This window comes from Clostridium sp. (assembly GCF_050717635.1).
GTDB lineage: Bacteria > Bacillota > Clostridia > Clostridiales > Clostridiaceae > Clostridium_AD.
In genome coordinates this window covers 455,606-471,277 of sequence record NZ_JBOITO010000013.1, presented here as the reverse complement: position 1 = coordinate 471,277, position 15,672 = coordinate 455,606, and the positions used below count along the sequence as shown (strand labels likewise).

Annotated in this window: 17 protein-coding genes and 1 riboswitch; of the genes, 8 read left to right on the top strand and 9 right to left on the bottom strand. The window is 30.2% G+C overall.

Translation table 11 applies throughout. From position 1 onward, the window contains the following. Nucleotides 1-5: 5 nt before the first annotated feature. The 4 genes from ACREWB_RS08160 to ACREWB_RS08145 form a co-directional block, all read right to left on the bottom strand. Entirely contained in the window at nt 6-707 is a 702-nt protein-coding gene (locus ACREWB_RS08160) for an ECF transporter S component (RefSeq protein ID WP_431546959.1), read from the bottom strand. Further along, a complete protein-coding gene (locus ACREWB_RS08155; RefSeq protein WP_431546958.1) occupies nt 707-2,371 on the bottom strand; it encodes an ABC transporter ATP-binding protein in 1,665 nt (554 codons plus the stop codon). The genes ACREWB_RS08160 and ACREWB_RS08155 overlap by 1 nt, the downstream gene beginning before the upstream one ends. 22 nt (nt 2,372-2,393) lie before the next feature. Continuing rightward, the gene (locus tag ACREWB_RS08150) at nt 2,394-3,251 is read right to left on the bottom strand and encodes an energy-coupling factor transporter transmembrane component T family protein (RefSeq protein WP_431546957.1); all 858 of its coding nucleotides are present in this window, start codon (nt 3,249-3,251) and stop codon (nt 2,394-2,396) included. 101 nt (nt 3,252-3,352) lie between these two features. Further along, nucleotides 3,353-3,552, bottom strand: a riboswitch (cobalamin riboswitch). Nucleotides 3,553-3,603: 51 nt separating this feature from the next. Next, nucleotides 3,604-4,245: a lactate utilization protein gene (locus ACREWB_RS08145; protein ID WP_431546956.1), complete on the bottom strand. Its 642-nt coding sequence runs from the start codon at nt 4,243-4,245 to the stop codon at nt 3,604-3,606. Between the two features lie 148 nt (nt 4,246-4,393). On the opposite strand from ACREWB_RS08145, the gene ACREWB_RS08140 reads away from it, so the two are divergent. Beyond that, nucleotides 4,394-4,744 carry a hypothetical protein gene (locus ACREWB_RS08140; RefSeq protein ID WP_431546955.1) on the top strand — a complete coding sequence of 117 codons (351 nt, stop codon included), beginning with the start codon at nt 4,394-4,396 and terminating at the stop codon, nt 4,742-4,744. 63 nt (nt 4,745-4,807) lie between these two features. Here the strand turns inward: ACREWB_RS08140 and ACREWB_RS08135 are convergent, their stop codons facing one another. Genes ACREWB_RS08135 through ACREWB_RS08125 form a run of 3 tightly spaced genes read right to left on the bottom strand, consistent with a single transcriptional unit; the run spans nt 4,808 to nt 7,917 of the window. Next, entirely contained in the window at nt 4,808-5,443 is a 636-nt protein-coding gene (locus ACREWB_RS08135; protein ID WP_431546954.1) for an NUDIX hydrolase, read from the bottom strand. A 24-nt stretch (nt 5,444-5,467) separates the two neighbouring features. Further along, the gene (locus tag ACREWB_RS08130; RefSeq protein ID WP_431546953.1) at nt 5,468-6,694 is read right to left on the bottom strand and encodes an ABC transporter permease; all 1,227 of its coding nucleotides are present in this window, start codon (nt 6,692-6,694) and stop codon (nt 5,468-5,470) included. Then, nucleotides 6,682-7,917 (bottom strand): ABC transporter permease, encoded by a 1,236-nt coding sequence (locus ACREWB_RS08125; protein ID WP_431546952.1) that lies wholly within the window; start codon nt 7,915-7,917, stop codon nt 6,682-6,684. The genes ACREWB_RS08130 and ACREWB_RS08125 overlap by 13 nt, the downstream gene beginning before the upstream one ends. 223 nt (nt 7,918-8,140) lie before the next feature. Between ACREWB_RS08125 and ACREWB_RS08120 the strand changes: the two genes are divergently transcribed. The 3 genes from ACREWB_RS08120 to ACREWB_RS08110 are packed head-to-tail and all read left to right on the top strand — an operon-like array spanning nt 8,141 to nt 10,115. Beyond that, on the top strand, nt 8,141-8,521 hold the full coding sequence (locus ACREWB_RS08120; protein ID WP_431546951.1) for a GntR family transcriptional regulator: 381 nt from the start codon (nt 8,141-8,143) through the stop codon (nt 8,519-8,521). 1 nt (nt 8,522) lies between these two features. Next, nucleotides 8,523-9,371 carry an ABC transporter ATP-binding protein gene (locus ACREWB_RS08115; protein ID WP_431546950.1) on the top strand — a complete coding sequence of 283 codons (849 nt, stop codon included), beginning with the start codon at nt 8,523-8,525 and terminating at the stop codon, nt 9,369-9,371. 48 nt (nt 9,372-9,419) lie between these two features. Beyond that, entirely contained in the window at nt 9,420-10,115 is a 696-nt protein-coding gene (locus ACREWB_RS08110; protein WP_431546949.1) for an ABC-2 transporter permease, read from the top strand. A gap of 31 nt (nt 10,116-10,146) precedes the next feature. Here the strand turns inward: ACREWB_RS08110 and ACREWB_RS08105 are convergent, their stop codons facing one another. Further along, a complete protein-coding gene (locus ACREWB_RS08105; protein ID WP_431546948.1) occupies nt 10,147-10,473 on the bottom strand; it encodes a hypothetical protein in 327 nt (108 codons plus the stop codon). On the opposite strand from ACREWB_RS08105, the gene ACREWB_RS08100 reads away from it, so the two are divergent. The 3 genes from ACREWB_RS08100 (at nt 10,454) to ACREWB_RS08090 (ending at nt 12,749) form a co-directional block, all read left to right on the top strand. After that, complete coding sequence (locus tag ACREWB_RS08100) at nt 10,454-10,876, top strand: hypothetical protein (RefSeq protein WP_431546947.1); 423 nt, start codon at nt 10,454-10,456, stop codon at nt 10,874-10,876. The genes ACREWB_RS08105 and ACREWB_RS08100 overlap by 20 nt on opposite strands. Nucleotides 10,877-11,047: 171 nt before the next feature. Then, the gene (locus tag ACREWB_RS08095) at nt 11,048-12,298 is read left to right on the top strand and encodes a D-alanyl-D-alanine carboxypeptidase family protein (RefSeq protein ID WP_431546946.1); all 1,251 of its coding nucleotides are present in this window, start codon (nt 11,048-11,050) and stop codon (nt 12,296-12,298) included. Nucleotides 12,299-12,461: 163 nt separating this feature from the next. Then, complete coding sequence (locus tag ACREWB_RS08090) at nt 12,462-12,749, top strand: ArsR/SmtB family transcription factor (protein WP_431546945.1); 288 nt, start codon at nt 12,462-12,464, stop codon at nt 12,747-12,749. On the opposite strand, the gene ACREWB_RS08085 is transcribed toward ACREWB_RS08090, so the two are convergent. Further along, nucleotides 12,727-13,617, bottom strand: coding sequence for a DMT family transporter (locus tag ACREWB_RS08085; RefSeq protein WP_431546944.1), 891 nt, complete (start codon nt 13,615-13,617; stop codon nt 12,727-12,729). The genes ACREWB_RS08090 and ACREWB_RS08085 overlap by 23 nt on opposite strands. Nucleotides 13,618-13,903: 286 nt before the next feature. Between ACREWB_RS08085 and ACREWB_RS08080 the strand changes: the two genes are divergently transcribed. Further along, nucleotides 13,904-15,646, top strand: a complete 1,743-nt coding sequence (locus tag ACREWB_RS08080) for a phosphoenolpyruvate carboxykinase (protein ID WP_431546943.1) — start codon at nt 13,904-13,906, stop codon at nt 15,644-15,646. The last annotated feature ends 26 nt before the right edge of the window (nt 15,647-15,672 follow it).

Genomic DNA, 15,672 nt, shown 5'->3' with positions numbered 1-15,672 from the left:
TCCCCCTAATTTTTTTTGATATTTTTAATATAAGTTATTTCTAATTTGCTTTTAAATCTAGTTAAGACTTTGTAAAAGCTTTCGTAAAAAATCAAAGTAAAAATAAAGTTTCCCACCGCATGCATTATATCTGCAGTAACACTTGTAATATAAATGGTTATAATGCCTTTAATACTGATTGGGTCTAATATTATAAGCACCGACCATAAATTCATTATCCAATCAAACAAAAATCCGTATAAGAAACATATAATTGCAAACTTTTCTACAGAAAGTTTTTTTCCTCTTTTACCTATTAAGCCTGAGAGTGCTCCAACTATACCCCAGGCAAGCATCTGCCAAGGGGTATGGGGCCCTTGACCGAGAAATATATTTGATATAAAAGCTGCAGTGCTCCCAACCAAAAAACCTTCATAAGGTCCAAAAACAAGTCCAGATAGTGCTACTAAAAAGGTTGTGGGTTGAACATTTATTATGGCTGCAAAGGGTAATCTACTAATTGCTGAAAATACGCTTAAGGTAGCAATAACTGCTATTTCTTTAGTTCCCATTGAGCTTTTTTCAAAATAAAAATAGCTTAAAAATATTATTAAAAACACAGCTAAAGTTACGCTTAAGGACATATTAATATAACTCTTATATTTTATACCCAGCACTATTAGAAGTATTGGAACTAAAAATGTAAAATACATTGTAATTTTTTTCACTATCTCACCTTCAAATCAAGCTTATTTGAATGCACTTTACTAAAAGCAAAATCTTTCAAAGTAAAAATATTACTATTACTATTTCTAAAGATCTTATTAATTGTGGTGGTATAATAAATTCCCGTACCAAGAACCTCTAAACGATTCCCATCCCCTACTATCTCACCATTAAACATTAATAAAAATCGGTTGCAAAATTCTGATGCGAATTCCACGTCATGAGTTACGAGTATTATGGTAGTCCCATTTTTATTGAGTTCTTGTAATATTTCCCCTAGCATTGTTTTTACCTTTAAATCTAATCCCCTAGTTGGCTCATCCAAAAGTAGAATTCGGGGTTTAAGAACCAAAATTGAGGCTATGGCAACTCTCTGAATCTCACCACCGCTAAGGTCTCTTGGGTTTCTATTCTTTAATTTGTAAATATCTAAAGCTTTTAGAGTATCTTCTATAACCTCGTAATCTTTAATATTGTAATTATCTAAAGTAAACTTTAATTCATCATAGACAGTTTCCTTTGAAATATAATCATTAGGATTTTGTGAAATGTATCCTATAATCCTTGCTATATCTTTGATTTTCAGCTTTTTAATTTCTTTATACTGTCCACTAAAATTTACTTTAACGCTACCACTATATTTTAGAAGGCCCATAAGTGATTTTAGAAAAGTTGTTTTCCCACCACCGTTAGCACCCATAATACCAATGAATTCGCCTTGTTTTATACTAGTGTTTAAATCACTAATAACTAAATCATCATCATATTTACAGCTCAAATTTTGGATTTTTATAAGTTCTTCCTTGTTTGGTAAACTTTCCTCTAGAGAGCTCGGTTTATATTCATATGTAAATTCATCAATAGCTCTTCTTGCTTCTCTTAAACTATAAGGCATATTTGCAATATTTAACTCTTTTGATATTTTTAAATAATCAGGTAGAAACAATTGGAGATCCTTATCTGTCTCATTATAAAGCTCCTGTTTACTTCCTGAAAAAGCTATTTCTCCTTTAGATAATATAAGGATTTTATCAGCAATATCAAAGCATTTATGGATCCTTTGTTCAATGATTATAATGGTAATTCCTAGTTCGTCATTTATTTTCTTTATAAGTCCAATAACATCTTCTGCAGAAGCTGGATCTAATTGCGACGTAGGTTCATCTAAAATAATACAATTTGGTAAATAAACTATTGCAGAAGTTATTGCAACTCTCTGTTTTTGCCCACCGGATAGAGTATTAATGTCTCTATTTGCTAAGTCTAATATATTAGAAAACTGCATAGCTTCAAAAATTCTTCTCTTCATTTCAAAGCTTTCAACTCCAACATTTTCAAGTCCAAAAGCAATCTCCCTGTGAACTTTATTCATAATCAATTGACTTTCTGGATCTTGAAAAACCATAGTTATCTCATTTGCCCGCGTACTATGTTCCATTTCTGTTACTTCATTACCATCTATTGTTACACTGCCTTTTATCGTACCTCCATAAAAATTTGGTACAGCTCCTGAAATACATTTAGCTAACGTTGATTTTCCTGAGCCTGATTCTCCTACAACAAATAAAATTTCTCCTCTATCTACTTTTAAATTTATATTTTTAAGTACCGGGTTTGATTCTTTAGGATAGTAGTAGGTTAGTTCTTTCATCTCTATATATGACATTTCTTTGCTCCCTGTAGTAATATTATTTATGTTTTATTTTTTCAGCTAGAATAATTTCTATTGTGATCACTAGTATTAGTAGGACTATAACCCAATAATTTATAAGTTGTGACGTGCTAACCTTCATATATATATCAAAGTCATCTAATCCACTTGCCTTTATTATCAAATAAAAAATCATTGCAGCACTGCTGCCTATAATTATTAAATAATCAATTGTTTGGAGCCTAGGTTTATCATATACAGTTCTTTTACCACTTAAAAACCCTCTCACATAGGCAGCTTCGCCTATACCAAAAGCCCCCTCTAAGGAATCTTCCAGCAAAACAGATAATACAGGTATATTGCTTTTGATTTTCTCTTTTAGCTTTTTGCTTTCAAAGTCAACACCCCTTATGCTATATATTTCCTTTAAGTTTATAATTCTATTTTTCATATTAGGAAATATTTTAAGCGAAATCATAATAGTTAATGTTGATTTTGGTAGTTTTGAAGAAAAATAGGATGATGCCACATCTGTATCTATAATTATTGAAACTACCATAAATAAATAAATTACCACTAAAAGTTTAAATGCTAATATAGCACCATAAAGTAAAGCTTCCAATGTGAATTTTCCTCCAAACAAATAAAATAGTGTAGTACTTCCCTGAGCCACAAATATCATATTAACCACTATTGCTAATATAGAAAAAGGAATAAAATATTTAAAGCCATTTTTAAGTTTTTGCATATTTCCGCTGTATAACATAGTGATAGTGCAGAACATAAAAATTATTGCCAGCACCATTGGATTTCTGCATAAAAAGGTTATTACAAGTAAATTTAGTCCTAGTAGTGCTGCTGTTAAAACATGAATTTTACTGCTTTCACTAACCATAACTCCTCCTGTTGATACTTCCTGAAAATCAAAAAAACCGAACTTAAAAGTTCGGTAAAGGTCTATATAATATAAGCCTTTACCTTCCCTCCGAAGATATTGTATTGTTTATAATTATAAAAGATATCCTGGCTTTCACTTCGTCCTAAAGGTACCCTTCCCTAACGCTTTTAAATTACGTCAAGTGGTAATATACCCGTCGTCCATGATTACAGTAGCGGGGGCTGCTGTGGCATTAAACCACATTCCCTCTTATAATTACATGTTATATTTAATTATTTCTATAATTCAATTATATTGTTATTATATTTAATTGTCCACTCTTTTATAACAATCCAATAAAATTATTTTATTAAAACCCAAAGTCTTCACCAATTACAATCACAGTAATATCAGTTTTCATTGGTTTTCTCTTAATTACTGAATAAATCCTACAAATTCTAGAATCTGATTTACAATCACTACAAATTCCAATTTTAGTACAAGGATTAGGCGTATTTAGCCTTTTATTATTCTTTGGTGCTGCGATTTGTTCTAGTCTTTGAAAAGCTGCATCTTCATTTTTACAGATTTTATTAACTCCTACTACAACAATTACTTTTTTAGGTCCAAAACTCATTGCCGCCACTCTGTTTCCTACCCCGTCAATATTAACAAGTTCTCCCTCTAAAGTTACAGCATTAGAGCTACATAGAAAAACATCGCAAACAAGCTCTCCCCTCATAGTTTCCATTTTTTTATCTGGGGATAAATTTGGGTCACCATGATCTAGCACAATACCTCCCATAGATTTCACCTTTTCTTGTATACCAAGCTTCTTTATAGTCATTGATCCTCCAAAACCTACCTTGTCCCCTTTAACTATATTATTCATTATAAATTCTGAGGTTTGTTCACCATTCGGAAAATAAATAGCTTTAAAACCATTTTTTTCAAGTGCTTCTACTACTCTTGAACCTATAATTCCATTATGCCAATCATTTATTTCTTTCATTTTATTTTTCTCCTTTTAATTGTTTTTTATATTATCACTTTTATAATTATAACTTATAAAACAAAAATAAACATATATTTTAACTTTCAGGACATATTAATCATATAAAGTGTGATTTTATAGTCACCTTATAAGAGGAGTGATTTTTTTGAATATTACCAGTATATCCTTATCCTATGTATTTTTAGGCATTTTTATAATAGCATTAATATTTTTCTTGTATTACAAATTCATTGTGATTAACACCGGAGAGAAAAGTAAAAGGCGTGATAAAATTATTGGCTCCATGAAAGACCCTGATAATTGGAGAGACAGAAATAATAAAATGGCTTATGTTTCTCTGTTTTGGACCATAATCTCAATAAGTGTTTTTATCTATCTTAAATTTTTCCATACAGCAGGATTAATTTCAATTATATATGTCTTTGTCTATTTAACTGTAATTGTAGTAAGTGTTTCATTATTCCTTACGCAAAATAAAGTTGTAGCAGGCAAATAATCCAACTTATAATATCAGTTTAAACTTGCCACTTGCCACGTGGGTGGCACTTGATTTTAAAATTTATTGTAACTTGCCACTTGCCACGTGGGTGGCACCACTTAATAGTATATCAATAAAGCTTTTAATAATTTGCGCTGTGAACCCCCATATTATATATCCATTATACTCATAAAAATACTCATCTAAATACCCTTTCCTAAACTTATAATCTTTACCTCCATTTATTAAATGAAAAGGAAAACCCTCTTGGTTTATAGGTCCTATCCCCATTTTATAAAGCAGTGGTTCATTCTCTAAGAAGAATGTAAGTGGAACTTTAAATATGTGGTCCACTTCATCTTGGCTAGGATTTATTTCTCCATATTTTAGCTTACCCACAAAAGCATACATTATATTTCCATAAGGACTTATATAATAATCCATGTCTCCTATAACTTGAATTTGCTCTCTTTTTAAGTTTAATTCTTCCATAGTTTCTCTTATAGAAGTTTCCCTTGGATTTTCATCGCGTTCCAATTGACCTCCTGGCAGACAAACATCACCTGGCTGACTCCTTAATTTATGTGCACGCACTTCAAATATCACTGATAACTCCTCTGAATCCTCCACAAGTAATATCATAACTGCACTTTCCTTAAATTCACCTATTACCTTAGACTTTCTATCCGCAAATATTTGTTCTAACTTATTTATCATATTAATCACCTCCAAATTTATAACCTAAGCTTGGTTATTTTTAAAAGCTCTGTTTTTTTCTATTATAAAACTTATAACCATAAATATTATTCCATAAAGGACCAAATAAATTAAATTCAATAAAATATCATTAATAACTCCATTATATAATATTAACTTTGTTATAGCATTGTGTATCCAATATGTTGGCATTAAGTGTGCAACTTGAATTATTTTTTTTGGCATCAGTTCTGTGCTCCAGAGGCAACCTGAAATCAGTCCCATAAACAATATAAACACCGGCATAACGCTCTGAAAAGTAATGTGGCTTTTGAATATGCGAGTTAACAGTACAAATAAATTCGACATACAAAACATATAGATTATACAAACAATAACAACTAAACCAAAGCTTTTTAAACTATGCATATCCATTATTTTATATAAAAAACTAAATTGCAATAAAACTACAAAACTTCCACTTAGCATAATACTTATTACATCACTTAAAAGCAAATAAGAGTATGCCACTCCAGATGCCTTAATTCTTTTATAAACTCCTGATGATCTAGTTTTCATTATTGTTGCACTTCCCGATAATAAAAACAAGGTAGAAAAAATTATAACCATTCCCAGAGAAAACTGCTTAGATACAATATCTCCTTTAATCATAACCGTATTTTCTATTTTAGTATTTGGAGAAATAGAATTTACTTTTAGCGGCAAATTAAAATCAGGATCATTAATATGACTTAAACTATACTTTATGATTTCATCATAAACTTTTTTTTCATCATTTTCACTTATTGCCTTAGCACCTGTGCTAGCAGCCTTGACCCCACAGACATAATACAATATTTCACCGGCAATTACGTCTGTAATTCCTGGTGCAAAAACATTGTGTGGCAAATAATGAACAGTTACCAATTCATCAAATCTTTGTTTTTCTATGTTTTCTTCTAATCCAGAATTCAATATATATATCCCTTGCACAAAATTATCATTAAGATTTTTACTGATATCTGCTTTTTTAATAACTGTACATTTCAGCGAATTGCTTTGACCAAGCCCCTCTAATATTCTCTTAGAAGTCAAAGAATTATCTTCATCAATTACAGCTATCGGCACCTTACTTAAAAAAGATGGCTTAGTAAAAATAGTTGCAACAAACAACAATAAAATTAGAGGCGCAAGGATGCTAAGTATAATAAATATTTTCTTCCTAAATAATATTTTCATTCTTATAGCTATTAGTATTCTTATACTATCCATTGTATTTTCCTCTTACCTCTCTTAAGCATATGCATGGAGGTCATTAACATGCATAGTGTTAGCAAGAGCATCCCCCCTATAATAAATTTAATATCATTAAGAGAATATAAATTTATTATGTACATCTCCCCTTTTATTATCCAATAGTTAGGGGTTAATTTAGAAATATTTCTTATCTTTTCAGGCATCATTGTGAGTGGTATAAAGCTCCCACCAATAATTGCAGATACAAATACATATATATTAGTCATCAAAATATAACTCTCCTCACTTCTAAAAAAAGTAGCAAGCATTATGTAAAAACTTATTATAAATCCTACACTGATTATTATAAACACAAATAAATTTTTCATTATATCCCCTATATCTAGTTTATAAAATATAAATATAGGTGCTATAAAAATCATTAAAAGCACAACACAATAAGTAGAATATGCTATCCACTTACTTAATATGACTTCAAAGGAAGTAGCCGGAGTGATAAGGAGTCGTTTAATCACCATTGAATTCCGATCCTTAATAAGTAAGTTTCCTAAAACTATACCCATATACATTAATAAAAGTACTGCTATTGCAATAATGTAATATTCTACAGATGTGGTAGACGGAATATCGTTGTGAGGCTCATAAGTAAAAAATCTAGATCTACCCAATGCGGTAAAAACTAAATTTCTTGATAAAAAATCATTTACCTTAACTTTATTTTCCGTAGGCTCATCATATTTATCCATATAATATTGAACAGAAGTAACTCCTATTCCCACAGCTCCGATAATCCGTGAATACCCCTGCATAACATTTTTTAGTATGGAACTTTTAAGAGGTTCATCCGAATTTAGAGTTATCTCCAAAGGTAGATTTTCCATAGCAATCAAGCTTTCAGAAAAGTTTTTAGGTATTTCTATTATTCCAGTTAATAAACTGTTATTAAATTTCTCATTAGCTGACCCACTTGTACATACTTCAACATTTATAAAATTTGAAAAGTTTTTATTATTACTAAAATTTTCTAATAGAAGCTTACTTGCCGTGCTATTATCCTTATCCACTATAGCAACAACTATTGGGGAAATATCAGATTCTTTTTTCATCATGTCTTTAAATGAAAAGGAAAGTATAAAAAACACTATAAACGGAAGACATAAAGAAGCTAGAAGCCACTCCTTATGTCTTATAATAATTTTCAATTCTTTTAATATTAAAATTCTTAATCTTTTAATCATAATTTCCACCCTAATTTTTCATATAGTTAATTTAAATCTAGTTAACAACTAATATTCTCCATAAATTTCAACTATCCTCTTTTATATTCCACATTAGCTTACTAATTCACACACAAATAGACATAAATATTACTCATAAATTTTATAAAGGATTAATTGTAATCAAAAGAAATTATTGACATCACACTGTATCTATTGTATAATAACAGTAGACAAGGAGGTGGTGTGCACGAATATTCTTATATCTGCCCTTTCGCAAACACCCATTTATGAACAAATACAGAATCAGATAAAAGAAATGGTTTTAAGTGGAAATCTAAAATCTAAGGAACAATTACCCTCAATCAGGCTTATGGCAAAGGATTTGAAAGTTGGAATCATAACCGTAAAACGTGCTTATGAAGAACTTGAAAAAGAGGGTATGGTTGTAAATTTACAAGGACGAGGATGCTTTGTAGCAGAGATTAACAGGGTTAAAATAAAAGCCATATACCTTGATATGCTCAGGGAACGGCTCCTTGAAATTAAAGAATTTGCAGATACTTCAGGCATATCCCCTGAGGAAATGCATAGTGTTATAAATGAAATATATGGAGGTAGTTAAAATGACAAATAAGGCTTTGGAGATTAAAAACTTGAATTCAAAAATAGGAGATTTTTCTTTAAATAATATAAGTTTTTCAATAGAAAAGGGAACTATCATGGGTTTTATAGGAAAGAACGGTTCAGGCAAAACCACCCTTATTAAAACAATACTTAATATACTTGAAAGAAAATCAGGAGAAGTGTTATTCGACGGTGTCCCTATGTTTTCAAACGAAGAAATCGTTAAAGCGAAAATAGGAGTTGTTTTCGATAGTTTAATTTATCCCCTTAATCTAAAACCTAGGAAGATAAAAAAGATGATATCTCCCTTTTACAAAACCTTTGACCATGAAAAATTTGACGGGTTAATGAAACGTTTTGAACTTGATCCAAATAAAAAGCTTTCAACATATTCAAAAGGTATGCAGATGAAATTTGGAGTTGTAATGGCCTTATGTCATAACCCAGAATTAATCATACTTGACGAACCTACAGCAGGGCTTGATCCTATAGCAAGAGCTGAGGTAACTTCCTTACTTTTAGAGCTTATGCAAAACGAAAAAAGGTCAATACTTTTTTCAACACACATTACAAGTGACCTTGAAAAAATTGCTGATTATATAACTATGATTGATGATGGTAAAATTGTTTTTACTAAAGGAAAAGACGAGATGCTTGACAACTATATCCTGGTACAAATTGAGAAAGAAGCTATGACAAATGAAATCAAATCTGAAATTATAGGATTAAAAGAAACAATTTTCGGCTTTGATGGATTAAGTGAGAATATAAAACTAAAAAGTTTAGACGGAGTAAAAACTGCTAGGCCAACTATTGAAGATATTATGGTTTATATTGGTGCGAAGTAATGAAAATCAATAGAAACTACAATACAAAAATTCTTACAAGGGGGTGGAATGATGCTAAAGAAATTTTTGAATTATCAAAAACTTTTAAGTTATTCAACAAAATTCACTAGTGGTAAGAAACGCTCAAAATCGACACTTTTTCTTACGTTTATACTAATGTATATTCTGATTATTTTCATGATAACATTTGGAGAGGGAGGATTCATATTCTATCCCACAGTTTCTACACTGTTTGCAGTTTATTCCATTATAACTGCAAAAAATAAATTATATGAAGTTATACCAGTTTCAAAATTGTATTTGCTTACAAACATCTATTTATATGTTTTTATATCTATATATGTTGCAACTACTTTATTGCTCATAGCGATAATGCTTTTTACACAATTAAACTTAACTTTGGGTATGAATCTACCAACAAATAGCTGGAAAACTATCTTAGTTATATACTGTATAACTTCTATAATTGCAAGTATCTCATTGCCAATATTCTTTATAAAGCTTAATTTTCTTAGGAAACTCCTTACAATATTAATAATTGTATTTATTCCCATAGTGCTTTTATTCTTTAAAAATACATTGCCCGTTGTAACTGAACTTGATAAAGTGTATTTTTGGGAAAGCATTACAATAATGCCTAATTACAATGAATATATATTAGCCTGTATTTGTGTAGTAATACTACCTATCTCAATGTTAATATCCTACAAACTATATAAAGGAAAGAGGTGCACAACATGTTAAAAAAAATCATTGCTTATCAAAAACTATTAACTCATTCAAGTCCCCCGTTTTCTTCTAGCCCCCCAACAATTTCAACCATATTACTATATTGTTTTGTTATTGCTACTATGCTTTTTATGAATATTTTTATATTTTTCGGAAATACATGGACTTCAGATGCTTTTTTAGCAATTGCTGTACCTATAGTAATTGTATGGATGATAAACAGGGTACTTAACGGCAACCAGCGACTATTTGAAACCGTTCCTGTCAGCAGAAAATATACAGCATTAAATATATTTCTCTTTCCAATAGTAACTTTATTTATAGCATATATCATGATTTTAACTTTTAGTTCTATGGCAATGGGTATTATCATTGGTCTTGTATATCTTATATCCCCCACTGGTTTAAGTGAATCACCTCCAGAATCTGCTGTGCATCAAATAATAGATACATCAAAAGGAAATCTATTAATGATTTTCGTATTTTTGATAATTATTTTTGCAGCCATGGCAATTACTTTTATAAAAAACAAAAACTTAAGACTCTCAGTCTATGCAGGATTTGCTACTATTGGCTACGGTCTCTTAATTTTATTAAAACTCAATTTACCAATATCACCAAACTCAGACAAAGTAGAATTTCTTGAAAGTTTTTCTATTATGCCTCAGGCAACTACAATTTTAATTTGTGTAGCAATTGCCACAGTCATAATAAGCACTACTTCGGTTTACACTGGATGTAGACTCTATATTGGTAACTCTATTAGTAAAAATTAAAAATAAGATAAGAATCTTACTGTCATAGTTGTCCTTTCTTATATTTTGCTAACAAAAGTATATATTAAACATAATTAAATGTTAACTTGTTCTTAATATCTTAAAATGATATACTAACTTTGTATTTACCTACAATAAATATAAAATTTGATTATAATGGAGAGATGAAAATTGAAAAGAAGAAGTAAACTTATAGTATTCACACTAGCATTCGCACTAATTTTTTCTACAACTGTTTTTGCTACTGAAAAGCCGCTAGACTTAATTGGTAAAGCCGCCATTTCAGTAGATTTAGATACTAACGAAATTATTTACACTAAAAATATTGATAATAAGATGTACCCAGCAAGTATTACAAAACTACTTACAGGCTTACTACTTGCAGAAAATATGAAAATAACAGACAATTTGACCTATACTGCACTAGCAAAATCACAACCACCTTTTACTTATAATGCTAATCTACATCCCATAGCAGTAGGTGATACTATGTCAGCAGATAATGTAATGGATGCACTTCTTCTTTTTTCCGGAAATGATATTGCTTATATGATTTCTGATAACGTTGGTAAAACTACCCCTGAGTTTATTAAAATGATGAATAAAAGAGCAGTATCTCTTGGAATGACGGGTTCTCACTTTGTTACGCCAAATGGTTTGGATGCCAAAACTGATGAACATTTTACAACTGCATATGACATAACTCTTTTAGGAAGAGCTGCTTACAAAAATGAATGGGTAAAAAAGTCAATAGCTAAAAAAACTAGCACAGTAAAAACAGCTAATGGCCCTGAAGCTATTATAGAAAATAGGAATAAACTTCTTGGAATAGATGGTAACATAGGCGGTAAAACCGGTGTTACACAAAAGGCTGGACGATGCTTAGTTTCTATATATGAACGTAACGGTCGCCATATCATAGGAGTTGTTATGAAATCTGAAGCTGATGCAAAAGATACAAAAGTCTTTGAAGATATGACAAAACTTATAAACTTTAGTTATGCTGCTAAAAAAGAAGTACTGAATAAAAAAGATACTGAATTAAAAACAATTTCTGTTCCTTATAAGGTTATCCCATTCATAGGACCAGAAAAAACAATAGATATTCCACTTACTGCAAAAAAAGATTTAACTTATTATAAAAATGCTATTAAACCAGAAATTACTTTTAACGTTTCAGGCATAAATCCATGGAAACTTGATAAAGAGACTTCTGTGGGAACAGTAGATTTAAAACAAAGAGATTCAAAAATTAGCTCTAAATTATATCCAACAATTTCAAAATCCACTCTCATTAAAGCCAACATAATTATATATGCCGGAGTTGCCATTGTACTGATTGCACTTTTAGTCTTAATTGTGTTCTTAATTTCAAAAATTAAGAGACGAAATAATCGTGGTGGCAGTAGAATTAGATTTTAATTATAAAAATGACTATATTAGTTTTTTAGCTAATATAGTCATTTTTTTATTGCTTCAACTACACTTAAGTGAACCACCCGTTAAAATATTGACATTTATAACGTTATATATTAATATAAAAATATATAACCTATTCAATCAAAATATAGTTAGGAGATTTTTTATGAAAAATGATTATGAGCAGTATACAGAAATTGCAGATTTACTAAAAGCTCTTGCCCATCCTGTACGAATATGTATTATACGAGGACTTATGGGAAAAGGGAGTTGCAACGTTAGCTATATGCAAGATTGTCTAAACCTTCCTCAATCCACCGTTTCCCAACATCTACAAAAGCTAAAATCTTTAGGAATTATAAAAAGCACTCGAAATGGACTTCAGGTTAATTATGAAATTGCTAATCAAACCATCGTAAATGTAATAAATGCTATTTTTCCAGATGAAAATTAAACTTACCTTCAAAGCTCACTAAAGTTACTCCTATTATTATAACCACGCACCCAATTACCTGCCAAACAGTGATTACTTCATTTAGGATCACTGCAGCTGCAACTAGACTCATAATTGGCTGTAAGTTTATATACGTAGTGGTAACAGTTGCCCCAAGTTCTTTTAGACAATACACATATATTATATAGGCAAAACAAGAACAGAAAATGGATAAATACACTATGTTTAATATAACTATAGTAGAAGGAATTTTTAGACCACCAAAAAATAGTGAAGGACTTAAAAATAATGCCCCCCATATTATTTGATAAGTGGTTATAGTTATACTTTTATAGTTACCTTTAAAACTAGTACAAACCATATTGTAAATCACCCAAGAAAATACTGCTCCAAGGGCCATTAAATCTCCTATACTTCCCTTCGAAAAAAAGCTTACTCTATCTTTAGATACAATTATTATAATAATTCCAACTACACTTAAGGTAGCGCCAATAATTTTTCCATAGCTCATCTTCTCTTTATAAATTATTTTTTGAGAAAACAAGGTGAAAATAGGTATCGTAGATATTAAAATAGCCACATTTGATGCCGAGGTATATGCTACAGACGAGTTTTCAAAAATAAAATATATTGTTATCCCGAAGAGCCCACCCAATGCCAATTTAAACCTATCCTCTTTTAAAACTTTTTCATCTGGAAACTTTACTTTAAGTACTATAAATAATATTATTGCGGCTACTAGAAATCTATAAAATGCTGATAAAGCAGGGTTGACCTCATTAACTATAACCTTTATGCTTAAATAAGATAAACTCCACATCACCATTAAGATAATTGCCAATAAATGAGGCAATTTTTTATTTTTCATTATATCACCCCCCTTTACTCCTTCTAAAACAAATTAAAATAAAACATCAATATGTTAGTCTATTTCATTTAATGTACATAATATAGTATATCTTAGAATATCCAATAATTACACTATTATTTTTTTTACAATAATATAGAATATGTTTTTTGCAATTTTATTGTTGTCAATACTTCATAATTGAAGTATAATAATAGATAACGGTCATTTCAACTGATAATTATGACGATATCGGATTATATAAGCTTCATTTATTAACAACTATAAATTTTACGGAGGTGCAACTTTGAAAAAAGAATTTTCTCTAAGTAACGACAAGGTAATGATAAATTTTACTGCAAAATATTGTAACAGCCCTGAGAAACTACTGGAAAGTGAAGGTTTTAGAAGAGTTTTCAACGCTTATCTTAAAAAAATAAAAAAGAAAAAATCAAATAGCTATAAATATTTATTACAAAATGCACACTTAGAAAATGAAGAGTTAGATGTTTTCATTATACATTTATTTAAATTACTATCGGTATTAAACATAAATGAAATTATAAATTTAAATACTAAATACAGTGCCCTTATAAACTTAAAGGATAACTTCGTTGATTTTATAGAAGATTTTTACAGTTTTTGGAGAAGGCTTGAAAGATACACTGTAATTCAAAACAATAAAATTAATGAGGGTTTGGAAAAGACAAGTTTTGTTGAAGCTAACAATGATTTCTCTATGCTCATTCTTAACTTATACAGAAAAATTGAAGAGAATGTTCTTGGCCACAAACCTACTGTTTACAGGCAGCTACCTGCTGGTGGTAATGCTGGACTAATTGTTAATAATGTAAATTGGCCTATACCCTCTGGATATGAAATATTAAAGAACATTCCCTTTATCGATACAATAATGCTAGATTTACCTTATATTAGCTATCCTAAAAAGAATACTCGTGATGGCATTTTTGAAGAATGTTTTGAAAATCCACTTAAAGACTGTTCCATAAGCACAGATCATTGGTTTTGTTATCCAGCTAAAGTGGGTACACTGCTTGCATTTATCTACATTCACAGAGATTTTATGGCTCATGCAATAACTCTATGTAATCTATTTGAAATGGCAAGAGAAAAAGAATATACAAACATTAAACCGGATATAGTTTATGTTTTTGGTGCTAAGGATTCTTACTCTAAAATTAAAACAATATTTTATGATGATGTAGAAAATGATATTATGCTCGGCTATATAAGTTATGGCGACGAAATTGATTACTTCGGATATGTGAAAAAAATGACTTTAACTCTGCACAACCTAATAATGATTAAACGAGGCTATTTACCAATCCACGGTGCAATGGTAAACATTGTTATGAATAATGGTAAAAGTGCAAATGTAGTTATTATGGGTGATAGTGGTGCTGGTAAGTCTGAGTGCTTAGAAGCTTTTAGAAGCTTAAGTGAAGATTATATAAGCGACATGACCATAGTCTTTGATGACATGGGCGTTTTGAATATGAATGGAGGTAAGAAGCCTCTCGCCTATGGAACAGAAATTGGTGCTTTCGTAAGACTTGATGATTTAGATGCAGGTTATGCCTTTAAAGAAATTGATAGAAGTATATTTATGAATCCTGATAAAATTAACGCAAGACTTGTTATGCCTGTAGCAAGCTATAAAGATATTATTAAAGGATACCCTATAGACTTATTCCTTTATGCAAATAATTATGAAGAAGTAAAGGACGGAACTCCCGAAATTGATTTCTTTACAAATCCAAAGGACGCCATTGATGTATGTAAAACAGGTGCAAGAATGTCAAAAGGCACTACTACTGAACTTGGCCTTGTAACCTCATATTTCGCAAATCCTTTTGGACCTGCTCAAAAACAGGAACTAGTAGATGTACTTCTAGTTAATTACTTTGAAGAATTTTTCAAAACAGGGGTAAAAGTTGGACAAATTCGGACTTCCCTTGGTATAAAAGGGCAAGAAAAACATGGTCCTAAAAAAGCAGCTAAAAAATTATTTGAACTAATTATCGAGTAAAAAAAAGAATCATATATGAGTAGACT

Bases quoted from the DNA above. Each gene is read 5' to 3' on its own strand.
- ACREWB_RS08155 (WP_431546958.1), bottom strand. From the start codon at position 2,371: ATGTCATATATAGAGATGAAAGAACTAACCTACTACTATCCTAAAGAA.
- ACREWB_RS08150 (WP_431546957.1), bottom strand. From the start codon at position 3,251: ATGGTTAGTGAAAGCAGTAAAATTCATGTTTTAACAGCAGCACTACTA.
- ACREWB_RS08145 (WP_431546956.1), bottom strand. From the start codon at position 4,245: ATGAAAGAAATAAATGATTGGCATAATGGAATTATAGGTTCAAGAGTA.
- ACREWB_RS08135 (WP_431546954.1), bottom strand. From the start codon at position 5,443: ATGATAAATAAGTTAGAACAAATATTTGCGGATAGAAAGTCTAAGGTA.
- ACREWB_RS08130 (WP_431546953.1), bottom strand. From the start codon at position 6,694: ATGGATAGTATAAGAATACTAATAGCTATAAGAATGAAAATATTATTT.
- ACREWB_RS08125 (WP_431546952.1), bottom strand. From the start codon at position 7,917: ATGATTAAAAGATTAAGAATTTTAATATTAAAAGAATTGAAAATTATT.
- ACREWB_RS08115 (WP_431546950.1), top strand. From the start codon at position 8,523: ATGACAAATAAGGCTTTGGAGATTAAAAACTTGAATTCAAAAATAGGA.
- ACREWB_RS08110 (WP_431546949.1), top strand. From the start codon at position 9,420: ATGATGCTAAAGAAATTTTTGAATTATCAAAAACTTTTAAGTTATTCA.
- ACREWB_RS08100 (WP_431546947.1), top strand. From the start codon at position 10,454: ATGGCAATGGGTATTATCATTGGTCTTGTATATCTTATATCCCCCACT.
- ACREWB_RS08105 (WP_431546948.1), bottom strand. From the start codon at position 10,473: ATGATAATACCCATTGCCATAGAACTAAAAGTTAAAATCATGATATAT.
- ACREWB_RS08090 (WP_431546945.1), top strand. From the start codon at position 12,462: ATGAAAAATGATTATGAGCAGTATACAGAAATTGCAGATTTACTAAAA.
- ACREWB_RS08085 (WP_431546944.1), bottom strand. From the start codon at position 13,617: ATGAAAAATAAAAAATTGCCTCATTTATTGGCAATTATCTTAATGGTG.